The organism is Calditrichota bacterium, assembly GCA_013152715.1.
Taxonomy (GTDB): domain Bacteria; phylum Zhuqueibacterota; class Zhuqueibacteria; order Thermofontimicrobiales; family Thermofontimicrobiaceae; genus 4484-87.
Genome location: JAADFU010000198.1, coordinates 1 through 12,688, shown reverse-complemented (window position 1 = coordinate 12,688; position 12,688 = coordinate 1). Strand labels below are relative to the sequence as shown.

Below are 12,688 nucleotides of genomic sequence, written 5' to 3'. Positions count from 1 at the left end.
GTGAAAGATTAAAAATTTCCTTGCTAATTTTAGCGGATTGTCTTATATTTTTAGTTACAATTTCTCAAAATGATAAATTGATGTTGAGCCCGAGAAAATGGGGAAGATTCGAACTTTTATCGCGGTGGAAATTCCGCAGGAAATCCGAAATCAAATAGCTTCTTTTCAGACTGAATTGAAAAAAAATGGCGGCAAAGTCGCCTGGGTCAGGGCTGAAAATATGCATTTGACGCTGAAATTTTTGGGAGACACCGAAGAGAAGCTAATTGATGAAATCGGAGAAAAATTAAAGACGGCTGTTCAGGGAAAGGAGCCGTTTCGGATTCGAGTGAAAGGAATCGGCGCTTTCCCCAACTTTGACCGGGCGCGCGTGTTCTGGATTGGTGTGGACGAAGGCGGCGAAAAATTGGCAGCGCTTGCGTCGCAGATCGATAAACAGGTCTCGCACTTAGGATTTGAAAAAGAGAAGCGTAAATACTCGGCGCATCTGACCATCGGCAGAGTGAAAGACAGCCGCAGCATCGATTTAGTGAAGAAGCGAATATTAGAAAACAAAGATTTTTCCGCCGGTGAATTCACGGCAAAATCGATATTTTTGATCAAAAGTCAACTGACCGGCGCCGGGCCGATTTACACGATTTTGAAAGAAATTAAGCTCGGATAGCGGCTTCAATAATAGCGTCAATGCAATGATTTGAAAATAATGCAAGACCGTTAAGGGGCAAAATAATTAAAAAATAAAAAAGCTTTGAGCCTTTGCGTTTTTGAGGCTTAAAAAATCCAACAATAAATTTATTGGAGAAAAATTATGGCAGACGATTTGTCAGAAAAAAAGAGAGCGCTTGATCTGGCGATTTCTCAGATAGACAAACAATTCGGCAAAGGCTCTGTGATGCGGCTTGGAGACAATCGCGCCTTTGACACTATCGATACGATTTCTACCGGTTCGATTTCTCTGGACGCCGCGCTGGGTATCGGCGGAATTCCGCGCGGCAGAATCGTGGAAATTTTTGGTCCGGAATCATCCGGCAAAACGACGCTGGCGCTGCACGTGATCGCAGAAGCGCAGAAAACCGGCGGCATGGCCGCGTTCATCGACGCCGAGCATGCGCTCGACGCGCATTACGCCAAAAATCTGGGCGTGGACACGGATAATTTGCTCATTTCCCAGCCTGACACCGGAGAACAGGCATTGGAAATCGGTGAGACGCTCGTTCGCAGCGGCGCCCTGGACGTTGTGGTCGTCGATTCTGTGGCGGCGTTAGTACCGCGCGCGGAAATCGAGGGCGAAATGGGTGACGCGCAGATGGGTTTGCAGGCGCGTCTCATGTCGCAGGCGATGCGGAAATTGTCCGGCGCCATCAGCAAATCAAACACCTGTGTCGTATTTATCAATCAGATCAGAGAAAAAATTGGCGTGATGTTCGGCAATCCGGAAACCACGACCGGCGGTCGCGCGCTGAAATTTTACGCCTCTGTTCGCATCGACATACGACGCATTGCCGCTATCAAAGATCGCGAAAATGTGATCGGAAATCGCACCCGAGTCAAGGTCGTCAAAAACAAAGTGGCCCCTCCGTTCCGCACGGCGGAGTTTGACATCATGTACGGCACAGGCATTTCCAAAGAAGGCGATGTCGTCGATGTTGCCGTGGAACACGATATTATTGAAAAAAGCGGCACCTGGTATTCCTACGGAAATGAGCGCCTGGGACAGGGCAGGGAAAATGTGAAGCGATTTTTGCAGGAAAATCCGGATATTTTTCAGGATATTGAGGTAAAGGTCCGCAAGGCGCTGGGAATTATTCCTGTGGAAGAAGATGAAAAGTCTCAGCCGAAAGAAGAAGAAAAGTAATTTCAATTGCTTGAAAAATTAGCCTGAAAATCGAATTTGAACCATGGCCGAGAGCAAAGAAAGAACAGTCACTCAGATCGTTGTCCAGAAAAAGCGCAAAAACCGCTGTTCGATTTTTTTGGACGGAGAATTTGGCTTTGGTTTGCATCAGGATGTGGTTTTTAAATTTGGTTTAAAAAAGGGGGATGTTTTAGATGATGAGCAAATTGAAAAAATTATTTTCGCCGAAGAAAAGAAAAAGGCGTTTGATCGCGCCATAAAAATTTTGTCCCATCGCGACCGTAGCGAATACGAAATGCGCCGCCGATTGCTCGACGTCGGCTACGAAGAAAAAATTGTTGAGCTGGTGATGAGTGATTTGCAACGATTGGGTTTGATTGATGATAAAAAGTTTGCCCGGCTTTTTGCCCGGACAAAAATGGCGACAAAACCCATGGGCAAATTTTTGCTCAAAAGAGAGCTCAAACAAAAAGGCATCGCCGAAGAATTAATTGAAAAAACAATTGCTGAAATTTATCGGGAAAAAGACGAATTTCAGGTAGCGTTGCAACTGGCAAATAAAAAGAAGCGTCAATTTAAAAGTCTTGAAGAAGCAAAAGCGAAAAAGAAAGTGAGTGATTTTTTAGCGCGCCGGGGTTTCAGTTGGGACGTTGTCTCTTATGTGCTGGAACACTGGCAGGAAATAGATGAGGAAATTTCTGAAACGTAAACAGTTAATAAGGTGAAGTAATGACATCGAAAGAAATCAGACAATCGTTTATTGATTTTTTTAAAAATAATGGTCATAAATTCGTACCGAGCTCGTCGGTTGTTCCCTTTGAAGACCCGACGCTGCTTTTTACCAACGCCGGCATGAATCAATTCAAAAATATTTTTCTGGGCATTGAAAAACGCGATTACAAACGCGCGGCAAATACGCAAAAATGTATTCGCGTCAGCGGCAAACACAACGATCTCGAAGAAGTGGGAAAGGACACTTACCACCACACTTTTTTCGAAATGCTGGGCAACTGGTCGTTTGGCGATTATTATAAAAAGGAAGCCATTGGCTGGGCGTGGGAGTTGTTGACGGAGGTCTGGAAATTACCGAAGGATAAACTCTACGCCACGGTTTTTCGTGAAGACGATGAAGCCGAAAAATTGTGGCGGCAGGTGACGGACATTGATCCGACGCACATTGCCCGATATGATGAAAAGGACAATTTCTGGGAAATGGGAGAAGTCGGCCCTTGCGGCCCTTGCTCGGAAATTCACATTGATCTGGGGCCCGACGCCTGCGATAAAAAGCACGTCGAAGGTCATGTGTGCGCTGTAAATGGCGGCTGCGCTCGTTACATCGAATTGTGGAATTTGGTGTTCATCCAGTACAATCGGGAAAACGACGGCTCGTTGGTTGAACTTCCTTCCAAGCATGTCGATACCGGAATGGGATTCGAGCGTATTGTGGCTGTTATGCAGAAGGTGCGTTCGAATTATGACACGGATTTATTCACGCCCATCATCGAAAAGATTGCTGAATTTTCCGGCAAAGCCTACCACGACGGAAGTGACGGCATGGCGCACCGCGTCATTGCGGATCACGTTCGCGCGTTGACTTTCGCCATTGGCGACGGCGCTCTGCCGTCTAACGAGGGGCGCGGCTACGTGCTGCGGAGAATTTTGCGGCGTGCGGCTCGTTACGCGAGAACGCTTGATTTGCGTGAGCCGGTCATTTACCGTCTGGTTCCGACGGTGGTGGATATCATGGGCGATGCTTTTCCGGAAATTAAAGAAAAACACCAATACATTTCCATGGTCATCAAGTCGGAAGAAGAATCCTTCGGCCACACTTTGGATCGGGGCATTGATTTGTTTGAAAAATTAGTCGCGGAATACAATAAAAAAGACGTGAAACAAATTTCCGGAGAGGACGCCTTTCGCTTGTATGATACGTTTGGTTTCCCCCTGGACTTGACGCGGCTGATGGCGGAAGAAAAAAATATGACCATCGACGAAGCCGGGTTCGAGCGGGAAATGGAAAAACAGCGCGAGCGCGCCCGAAAAGCCGGGAAATGGGATTATGGTCTGGACGTGAATTGGGACGACTGGACAAAACTCGGCGATGGCAAAGATTCTGAGTTCGTCGGTTACAAGAAATTGGAAAGCGACGCTAACATTCGTCTGTTCAAACAGGAAATGAATTACGTCTATTTGGTTTTGGACAAAACGCCGTTTTATGCCGAATCAGGCGGCCAGGTCGGAGATGTCGGCGAAATTCAGGGCGATGGTTTTGTGCTTGCTGTGGAAAACACTGTGAAGCAAGGCGATAAAATTGTTCACATCGCCAAAGGGGAATTTCCTGATTCCGTAAAAAATCCGATTGTGCTTGCCAAGGTGAAACGGAATCAACGAATGAGCACGGCGCGAAATCACACGGCGACGCATTTGCTGCAAGCGGCACTGCGCAAGGTGCTCGGAAATCATGTGAATCAGTCCGGCTCGCTGGTGACGCCTTTCAGACTGCGATTTGATTTGACGCATTTCGAGCGCATTTCACAGGAGCAGTTGAGCGTTATCGAGAAAATAGTCAATGATAAAATTCTGGAAAATATGTCTGTGGAAGTGTTTCACAAATCATTTGATGAAGCGAAAAAAATGGGCGCTACTGCCTTGTTCGGCGAGAAATACGGCGATCAGGTGCGCGTAGTCAAAATCGATGATTTCAGCATGGAACTCTGCGGCGGCACCCACGTAACGAACACCGGACAAATCGGCTCGTTCAGAATTGTTTCCGAGTCCAGCGTAGCAGCGGGCATTCGCAGAATCGAGGCGGTGACCGGCGAAGAGGCTTATTTGCAAATGGTCAAGGAGCGCGAAATTCTTCGAGAAATGTCCGATTTGCTCAACGCGCCGGAAAATGAATTGACAGGAAAAATCTCGGCAGTGCTCGAAGAGAAGAAGCAACTGGAAAAAGAGTTACAAAAATCTCGCATGCAATCGTCGACGCAGTCAATCGACAACTGGGTGGAGAATGCGAAGCAGGTCGATGGCTTCAAGCTGGTTGTCAACTCTGTCCGTCCGAGTTCAGTGGATGAATTAAAACAAATGGGCGACGTCTTGCGCTCGAAAATGAAAACCGGCGTTGGCGTGCTCGGCGCTGTGGTGAATGATAAAGTGAATTTTTTGTGCGTGATCACTGACGATTTGATTAAAAATAAAAATCTAAAGGCCGGAGACATTGTGAAAAAAGTCGCTTCCATTGCCGGGGGCAGCGGCGGCGGCAGGCCTCACATGGCATTGGCTGGCGCGAAACACGTCGATAAGCTCAACGATGCGCTGGCTGAAGTGGAGAAAATTGTACGCGACCAGGTTGAAAAGGGATAGCCGCATGACCACGTGGGAGAAGCTGCTGGCGATAAAAGAACAGCGCGGTGCCGGGTACATTATTCTCATCGATCCGGACAAACAATCTGCCGGGGAAAGCATTTCGCTGGCAAAAGAGGCAGAAACTGAAGGCGCCGATGTGATTTTTGTCGGCGGAAGTTTGCTTTCCATGCCATTTTTCGATAAATTAATTGATGAATTGAAAGAAAACGTGACGCTGCCGGTGGTGATTTTCCCCGGCGGCGTGCAACAGGTTTCTCCCCGCGCGGATGCGATTTTGTTCATGTCGCTCATCAGCGGCAGGAATCCGGATTTTCTCATCGGCAGGCACGTCATGTCGGCGCCGGTCATCAAAGCCACGGGACTGGAGACGATTGCTACGGGCTACATGCTAATTGAATCCGGCATCTCGACGTCAGCGGAATTTATGAGCAACACTAAACCCATTCCGCGCGATAAAACGCAGATCGCCATCGCTCACAGTCTGGCGGCGGAATTTTTGGGCATGAAATTACTCTATCTCGAAGCCGGCAGCGGCGCGCGCATGCCCGTGCCGGATGAGATGATTTCCGGCGTGGCAAAAGTATGTCAGTCGCCGTTGATTGTCGGCGGCGGCATTAAATCCCCAGACGTTGCCCGGCAAAAAGTCGCCGCCGGCGCGTCATTTATTGTAACAGGAAATGTTTTGGAAGGAAATCGGCGAAACGGAATGATAGCTGAATTCGCGAAAGCGATTCATTTGAAATAAATGGTAGCAACGCCCCTGATCTCCATTTCTCCAAACCTGCAATCGTGCCGTCTTCTTTCTGTTTGTGAAAAATGATTTTGAAAAAGGATTGGAATTATGAAACGTGCATTAGTGGACCTCCATTCTCACATCTTGCCCGGCGTTGACGACGGAGCGGAAAACTGGGATCAGTCACTAAAAATGTTGCAAAATGCAGCGAATGAGGGGATCAGGAAAATCCTGGCAACGCCGCATATTTTGAGCGAACCACATTTTCGGGAAGAAAATAAAATTGTCAACATTTACGAAGAATTAAAAAAACGCGTCCGAGAACAGGGCATCAAAATAGAAATTTTTCTCGCCTGCGAAATTATGGCGCAGCCGGACACTTCTCTCGAACACCGCATTGCGACATTCAATGATAACAAAAAATATTTTCTCATCGAATTTCCCATGAACAGCATTCCGCGTTTTGTACCGGAGAAGTTGTTTGAGTTTGTTACGGATGAGAAAATTCCTATTATTGCCCACCCGGAAAGAAATTTTGGTTTTCGGCAGCGGCCTGATTTTGTTTATGATTACATCCAGCGCGGGAATTTGATGCAGGTGAACGAAGGCAGTCTGCGTGGGCGCTTCGGCAAAGAGATTCAGGAATTTGCGATGCAAATGATAGAGCACAATTCAGTCCATTTCGTTGCTTCCGATGGTCACAAAGTTGATCGCCGAACAGTTACTTTGCGCGAGTGTTACGAATTGGTTGCTGAAGAATTTGGCAAAAAAATGGCAAATTTGCTGTTCATCGAAAATCCGGAAAAAGCGATTTTGGGTGAAAAAATAGAAATCGACGAGCCGATCCCCATCGCGCGGCAGGTGAAAAAAGGAATTTTGCGCCGGCTGAAAGAGATGAGGGCAAAATAGTTTCGAGTCTTGAGGAAGTGGCAACGTTGAATTATAAATTGCGAACATTGAACTGATGGAAATTGTTTACGGAAAAAATCCCATCCGCGAGGCGCTGGCGGCAAAAAAGCCGCTCAACAAAATTTTTGTGCTGCGCGGCAAGAAATCGCCTTCGGACATGAAAATTATCCAGCAGGCGCGGCAGGCGAAAATTCCCGTCCGCGAAGTGGATCGGCAGAAATTGATCGAATTGGTCGGTCATGACGGGCATCAGGGATTTGTGGCTTTGACCGTTGATGTTCAATATTCGGAATTAGAAGATATTTTTTCTCTTGCCGAACAGCGGGAAGAAAAACCCCTGATTGCGCTGCTTGACGAAATTCAGGATCCCCACAATCTGGGCGCCATCATTCGCTCCGCCGAAGCGCTCGGATTTCATGGCATCGTTATTCCCAAAGACCGCTCCGCCGGGCTATCCGCCACAGTGATGAAAACCTCTGCCGGCGCCGCGTCTCATTTGCCAATCGTCCGCGTGACCAATTTAGCGCGCACAATGGACGAACTCAAATCTGCAGGAATCTGGATCGTCGGCGCGGATCAGGACGCCGAGCAAACAATTTACGCGGCAAAATTTCCGTCGTCATTAGCCGTGGTCATTGGCAGCGAGGGCAAAGGCTTGCGCCGCCTGGTCAGAGAAAAATGCGATTTTCTGGTGCGCATTCCTTTGTTCGGCAAGGTGGATTCGTTGAATGCGTCTGTTGCTGCCGGGATAATTTTTGCTGAGGTGAGGAAAAAAATAGAACACGGATTCACACGGATTTAGCGCTTGTCGCGGATCTTTTGTTTAATCCGTGTGAACCCACTTGATTCGCGTGCATCCGCGTTCCGGAAAATTACCCGTTCCTCAGCGCTTCAATTTTGTCCGCCAATTTCGCTTTTCCCTCATACGTGCTCACGTCAACGGAAAAAGTGGGATCAATTTTTTGCACCTGCAACAAGCTATTGGTGAAATCCTGCAAGGCAAAATAGCTCTCCGCAAGCACCAGGTAAACGTCCACAATGTCGATATTGGCGTCGTGAGAAAAATCCCAGTTGGGATCATTGGCGACTACTTTATTGCCGTCCTGAACCGCGGTTTGGTAGTCCTTTCTGGCGTGGGCTAAAAACGAATTTCCCGCCAGCGCGTCGTTGTAATTGGCGTCCAGATTCAGGCATTGGGAAAAATAGCTGGCGGCGTCGGACAGGTTCTGCTGACGCGCGTTGGTCCAGCCGGCGCCGTTGTAGGCGTCAACGTAAGTGTCGCTGGCGCGGATGGCTTCTTTGAAATTATTCAGCGCTAACGTGTATTCGCCGTTTTCGAACTGAGTCCAGCCGTCGGCGGTGAGCTTCTCCGGCGAGTAGTTGGAAGGCTCGGTTCCCACGTCTGATTGGCAGGAAAAAAACAGTCCGATGGCAATGACGATAACGAGGAAAAAAGGTATCTTCATTTTTCTATCTCCTGTAAAAATATTTACCTGGTTTATTTTTAGCCGAAAAAATTTTACTGCCAAAAATTCAAATTAACAATCATTTAATTAACAAAACTTTTCGTGTTTGACTCGCCTTACCCGCGGAAACCTGAATGAAATAAACGCCGCTGGCAACAGCCATTTTATTTTCATTGGCGCCGTTCCATAAAATTTGATGGAACCCGGTCTCTTGCCGCTCATTGAGCAAATCGGCAACCCGTCTTCCCTGAATGTCAAAAACTTTCACCTTTACGACAGCCGCTTCGGGCAAACTGTAGCGGATTGTCGTCGTTGAATTGAACGGATTGGGGAAATTTTGATACAATCGAAGTTTTTCCGGTATCCGGCAGGCCACGTTATTTTTGTCATAAAAAAGCGCAAAAGCGCCGTTCCGAGTGACTGTTGCGCTGACGACGCGAGTCCTGAGATCAATTTTGGTTTCCAGAGGCATCAGTTCGCCTAATTCAAGGCGATAAATTGTCAGATGATTTTCGTCTTTACCTTGTAAGATTTGATCATCATAAGAAAATGAAATTGTAATTGGTTTTGAAAATTGTATTTCACCGGGATTGACAAAGTAGGTTTGCGTGAGCTGATCCACATCCGCGTGATTTTCTACAGCGTTTTCCTTCATCACGGTCAAATATTCATCGCTGACAAGAGCCCGCGCCGGCACGTCAATTTTCAACCTGTCGGCGACGAAAGCGCCCCCGGTCAGGGTTTTCAGCAATTTGATGTAGAAATATTTGTAAAAAGTCTCGGAGGACTGTCCTTGAATTGTCGCAGTGACTGTGACCGTGGCAATGCCATCGCCGGAAAGAACGTATTCTCCTTTGTACAATGTGGACTGTAGTTGCGCCATGGCAATCGCTGTCGGCTGCTGATTTGCGACGGCGACGGACACAGACGGCGTCGACGCCAGCGCTTGTTTGCTGATGAGAAAAAGATCGATGTACTGCGTGAACGCCGGATTTTGAAAAATAGATAATTGCAGATTTTGATCGGAAGAAATTTGTTGCGCCTGCTGCACGGCGTGCAGCGCGTGCAATTTTCCGTAGCCCCACTGGGCGTTTGGCGTGGTTTGCACAAATTGATCCCGGAAAGCGGCGGCGACGATTGCATCTTTTATTTGAGAAGCGTCGAGAGTGGGATTCAGTTGAAACATGAGAGCCACTGTTCCTGCAACATGAGGCGCGGCAAAGCTTGTACCTTGGCTCAAAGCATGCTTGCCGTCGCGGGCGATGTAGGCGTTGGGATAATTTGACTGGCCGCTTTTGAACATGGAGTAGCTACTGCTTGGCGGCGCAAAGTGAGAATAGGACGCAGCAATGAGTTCGCCCGGTGCGCAAATTTCCGGCTTTATGCGGCCATCCCGCGTAGGCCCCGGGCTGGAAAAAACGGATGATTCTCCCAGCGTGAGCCCTTGCATGTAAAGGGAGTGGTTATCCAGATCGACCCACTGATATTTTGTTACGTAGGAACCCACAGTAATGGCAGTGAATGCGGTGCCCGGCGTGCCGACAATCATCGTGTTGTCGATTTGACTTTTAAATTCAGCTTTCATGCTCGATCCGGCGACCCAAAAATCGTATCTTCCGCCTTTGCCTTCAAGAATAATTTTCCAGTCTCCCGGCTGAGGCGTTTTGTTCTTATTGAAATCATAAACTTGAATTTGAATTTGTTTGTCGCCGTTCAAATTGCTGGGACCTCCGCGGGCATTGGAAACATAAATCGCTCCTTCGTCTGTATCCTGTCCCATTTCGTTGTTGTAGGAAACCCAGCCGTAAATATTGTTTCCCGGCGTCTGGATTTTCAGCCGATAGTTGTAACTTGGTTCGTACCAGCCTTCAATAATCACGTAATCGTCGTAGTTGCTGCTATTTGCCGTATAGGGAGGAATGTAAAATGAGATTTCCTGTCTGGTGTAGCTGGACGATGTCGGAAACGTGCCGCTGGCATGAATGGCAGAGCCGCCATCGTTTCCTGCTGATACAACAATCGCTTTGCCGCGGATTCCGGAACCGGTGATTTGATCGATGACTTGTTCGGACAAATCACGCCCATCGTGAGGGCCTGAACTAATGCCAAGACTCAAATTTGTGACGTAAGGCATGTTGTAAACCGTGGCCATACTGTCGATGAATTTGATGGCGTTGATGTAATCTGTTTCCACAAAATTACGGCTTCCCTGGTCGCGCGTGGCTTTGACAATGATCAGGCTGGCTTCCGGCGCAACGCCGACGTAGGTTTTTGCAGGAATTCCGTTTCCGGTGGCGCTGCCATTGCCGGCGGCGGAACCGGCGACATGTGTCCCGTGGCCCACAACATCGTCCGTTTCGATGGCGTTGCCTCCCTGCAAAGCGGCGTTAATCTGGCTTTCTGTGAATAGCGTCCCTCCGAACGGTCCGGTTCCGTCCAGCAAATTATCACCATTTTTGTCGCCGGGATTGCTGAAATCAAGAATTGCTTTGATGCGCGTAGTGCCGTCTCCGTTGCGGAAATCTTCGTGCTGCCAGTCGATGCCGGTGTCGACAATGCCGATCAGCACGCCGTTTCCTTTGGCGGAATACTGACTCCAGACTTCCGGCGCGTGAATGCCGGGAACGCTGACGTCATTTTTTGCCTGCGCGACTTTAGCGAGTTGGATGTACTGAATTCCCGCATGGGGAATGATTTCGGTCAAATTTTCTATTCGCACTGCTGCGGAAACAATGTCGGCAAAACGAGCGAAAACGCGGATTCCCATTTGATTGAGTTCTTCGTGGCTCAGCGTGGTTTTTATTAAAACATTTATCCATTGCGCATCGGGAGCCTTTTTCCCCAGCGAGAGCTTAGCGATCAAGGGCTGCGTTTCCGGATGTTCGATCAGCAACGCTAAAGCAGGATCAATTTTTCTGAAGTCTGCTTTGCTCAGTGAAGTTGCAAAAAGTGAAGCACAAAGTAGCGAAAAAACGATAACGGTAATTGTGAATAGTTTTATTTTCATTTGAGCTTCTCCTTGATTTTGAAGTTTGAGTTACCGGAGTCGCGTGGCGTGGCTTTGAAAGTCCGCTCTGCCCGAATGTGATCGACGAATTTCATTTTCGCCAGATCGACAACTCGTTCGGCGGGCAAGCTGGCTGTGAAAATAGGTCCGATATTGGCGAGGATTTTAATTTGTTTCTTTTTGAGCACATCATAGTGCAAATCAGTTAAATCTTCATTGACGCGAAAAACGACGGTGATCGGTTTTTTTCGCTCGTCGGTTTTCTCGAGATTCATCAACGTAGCGCGCAATTCCGGCGAGACTTTTTGGTAGGCTTCCTGATCTTCTTCTTTACAACCCCAAAAAGCAAAGCCGATTATCAGTGAAAACAACAAAATTCTGACGGGCATGATTTACCTCTTTTTTTGAGTTTCGGGCAAACGGACTATGAACTGCTACCAAAATATAGCACAAAAAAATCGAAAAGGAAACGATTTTTTTAAAAAAAGCAAAAAATTTGTAAAACCAAGAATCGAAAATTTCGCTATTTTGGGTTTAAAATTAGATGCGGCAGCTTGGGGAGCGGTTCGCAGAAATTTCGCAATATCAGCTTTACGCTAAAGTGCCATGTGTCATTTCATTTTCTGAAAAATAAAGCAGAAAGAACAAAATAGCACATGGCACAAACGAAAAGATTCCTATTTGATTTTTTTCTCGTAAATGCGATACGTCTTGTAAATTTTCGCGCCGATATTTTTCAGCGCTGTGTTCATGGGGTCGTTGATTTCCAGTATCCAGGAAAACTCTCCCCAATGGTAACCTTTCTCCAGAGCGCGGCGGTAAGTCTCGACGTAAAAAATAGAGTCGATTCCCAGATGCCGGTACTCCGGCAGCACCCCCATAATGATCACGCGAAGACGATCGATTTTTCTCGCATGATAGAGCAGCTTAAAAATGCCGAACGGAAAAAGCCGTCCGTTCAGTTTTATCAGCGCCTGGTTGATATCCGGACACGCCAGAGAAAAACCGATCGGCTCGCCATCCAGCTCGGCAAAATAGACCAGGTCTTCATCGATGATTTGCACCAATTCTTCGGCAATATGATCGATTTCGTGATCCGTTAGCGGCACAAAGCCCCAGTTCTTCTCCCAGGCTTTATTGTAAATAATTTTGACTTTGGCAACTTCGTTTTTGAAGTCTTTTTTATTGATGGGCCGAAAGGTAAATCGGCTGCGCTTTTTCAAATAATCAACGGCCCGAAATACGCGGTTGGAAAAAGGCATGTTGTTGGCGTCCATGTACCAGGCCCAGAGATCCATGGCTTTCGTGAAACCGTATTTTTCAATGAAACCCTGATAATACGGCGGGGTGTG

At 47.5% G+C, this 12,688-nt stretch carries 12 protein-coding genes; 8 read left to right on the top strand and 4 right to left on the bottom strand.

Translation table 11 applies throughout. The features are described from left to right. Positions 1 to 97: 97 nt before the first annotated feature. From thpR to rlmB, 7 genes are all read left to right on the top strand, one after another. The gene (gene thpR, locus GXO74_15765; protein ID NOZ63108.1) at positions 98 to 664 is read left to right on the top strand and encodes an RNA 2',3'-cyclic phosphodiesterase; all 567 of its coding nucleotides are present in this window, start codon (positions 98 to 100) and stop codon (positions 662 to 664) included. Between the two features lie 156 nt (positions 665 to 820). Further along, positions 821 to 1,855 carry a recombinase RecA gene (recA, locus tag GXO74_15760; GenBank protein ID NOZ63107.1) on the top strand — a complete coding sequence of 345 codons (1,035 nt, stop codon included), beginning with the start codon at positions 821 to 823 and terminating at the stop codon, positions 1,853 to 1,855. A gap of 43 nt (positions 1,856 to 1,898) precedes the next feature. Beyond that, positions 1,899 to 2,564 carry a hypothetical protein gene (locus GXO74_15755; GenBank protein NOZ63106.1) on the top strand — a complete coding sequence of 222 codons (666 nt, stop codon included), beginning with the start codon at positions 1,899 to 1,901 and terminating at the stop codon, positions 2,562 to 2,564. Between the two features lie 20 nt (positions 2,565 to 2,584). Further along, a complete protein-coding gene (gene alaS / locus GXO74_15750) occupies positions 2,585 to 5,218 on the top strand; it encodes an alanine--tRNA ligase (protein NOZ63105.1) in 2,634 nt (877 codons plus the stop codon). A 4-nt stretch (positions 5,219 to 5,222) separates the two neighbouring features. Then, the gene (locus GXO74_15745) at positions 5,223 to 5,966 is read left to right on the top strand and encodes a geranylgeranylglyceryl/heptaprenylglyceryl phosphate synthase (GenBank protein ID NOZ63104.1); all 744 of its coding nucleotides are present in this window, start codon (positions 5,223 to 5,225) and stop codon (positions 5,964 to 5,966) included. A gap of 96 nt (positions 5,967 to 6,062) precedes the next feature. Further along, positions 6,063 to 6,863, top strand: coding sequence for a tyrosine protein phosphatase (locus GXO74_15740; protein ID NOZ63103.1), 801 nt, complete (start codon positions 6,063 to 6,065; stop codon positions 6,861 to 6,863). 55 nt (positions 6,864 to 6,918) lie between these two features. Then, positions 6,919 to 7,665, top strand: coding sequence for a 23S rRNA (guanosine(2251)-2'-O)-methyltransferase RlmB (gene rlmB / locus GXO74_15735; GenBank protein ID NOZ63102.1), 747 nt, complete (start codon positions 6,919 to 6,921; stop codon positions 7,663 to 7,665). A gap of 70 nt (positions 7,666 to 7,735) precedes the next feature. On the opposite strand, the gene GXO74_15730 is transcribed toward rlmB, so the two are convergent. The 3 genes from GXO74_15730 to GXO74_15720 form a co-directional block, all read right to left on the bottom strand. Then, entirely contained in the window at positions 7,736 to 8,329 is a 594-nt protein-coding gene (locus GXO74_15730; GenBank protein ID NOZ63101.1) for a tetratricopeptide repeat protein, read from the bottom strand. A 79-nt stretch (positions 8,330 to 8,408) separates the two neighbouring features. Beyond that, entirely contained in the window at positions 8,409 to 11,336 is a 2,928-nt protein-coding gene (locus GXO74_15725; protein NOZ63100.1) for a S8 family serine peptidase, read from the bottom strand. Beyond that, positions 11,333 to 11,725, bottom strand: coding sequence for a hypothetical protein (locus tag GXO74_15720; protein NOZ63099.1), 393 nt, complete (start codon positions 11,723 to 11,725; stop codon positions 11,333 to 11,335). The genes GXO74_15725 and GXO74_15720 overlap by 4 nt, the downstream gene beginning before the upstream one ends. Positions 11,726 to 11,762: 37 nt before the next feature. Between GXO74_15720 and GXO74_15715 the strand changes: the two genes are divergently transcribed. Then, positions 11,763 to 11,936 (top strand): hypothetical protein, encoded by a 174-nt coding sequence (locus tag GXO74_15715; GenBank protein NOZ63098.1) that lies wholly within the window; start codon positions 11,763 to 11,765, stop codon positions 11,934 to 11,936. Between the two features lie 77 nt (positions 11,937 to 12,013). Here the strand turns inward: GXO74_15715 and GXO74_15710 are convergent. Continuing rightward, on the bottom strand, positions 12,014 to 12,688 hold a 675-nt coding region (locus tag GXO74_15710; GenBank protein NOZ63097.1), incomplete at its 5' end, for an N-acetyltransferase.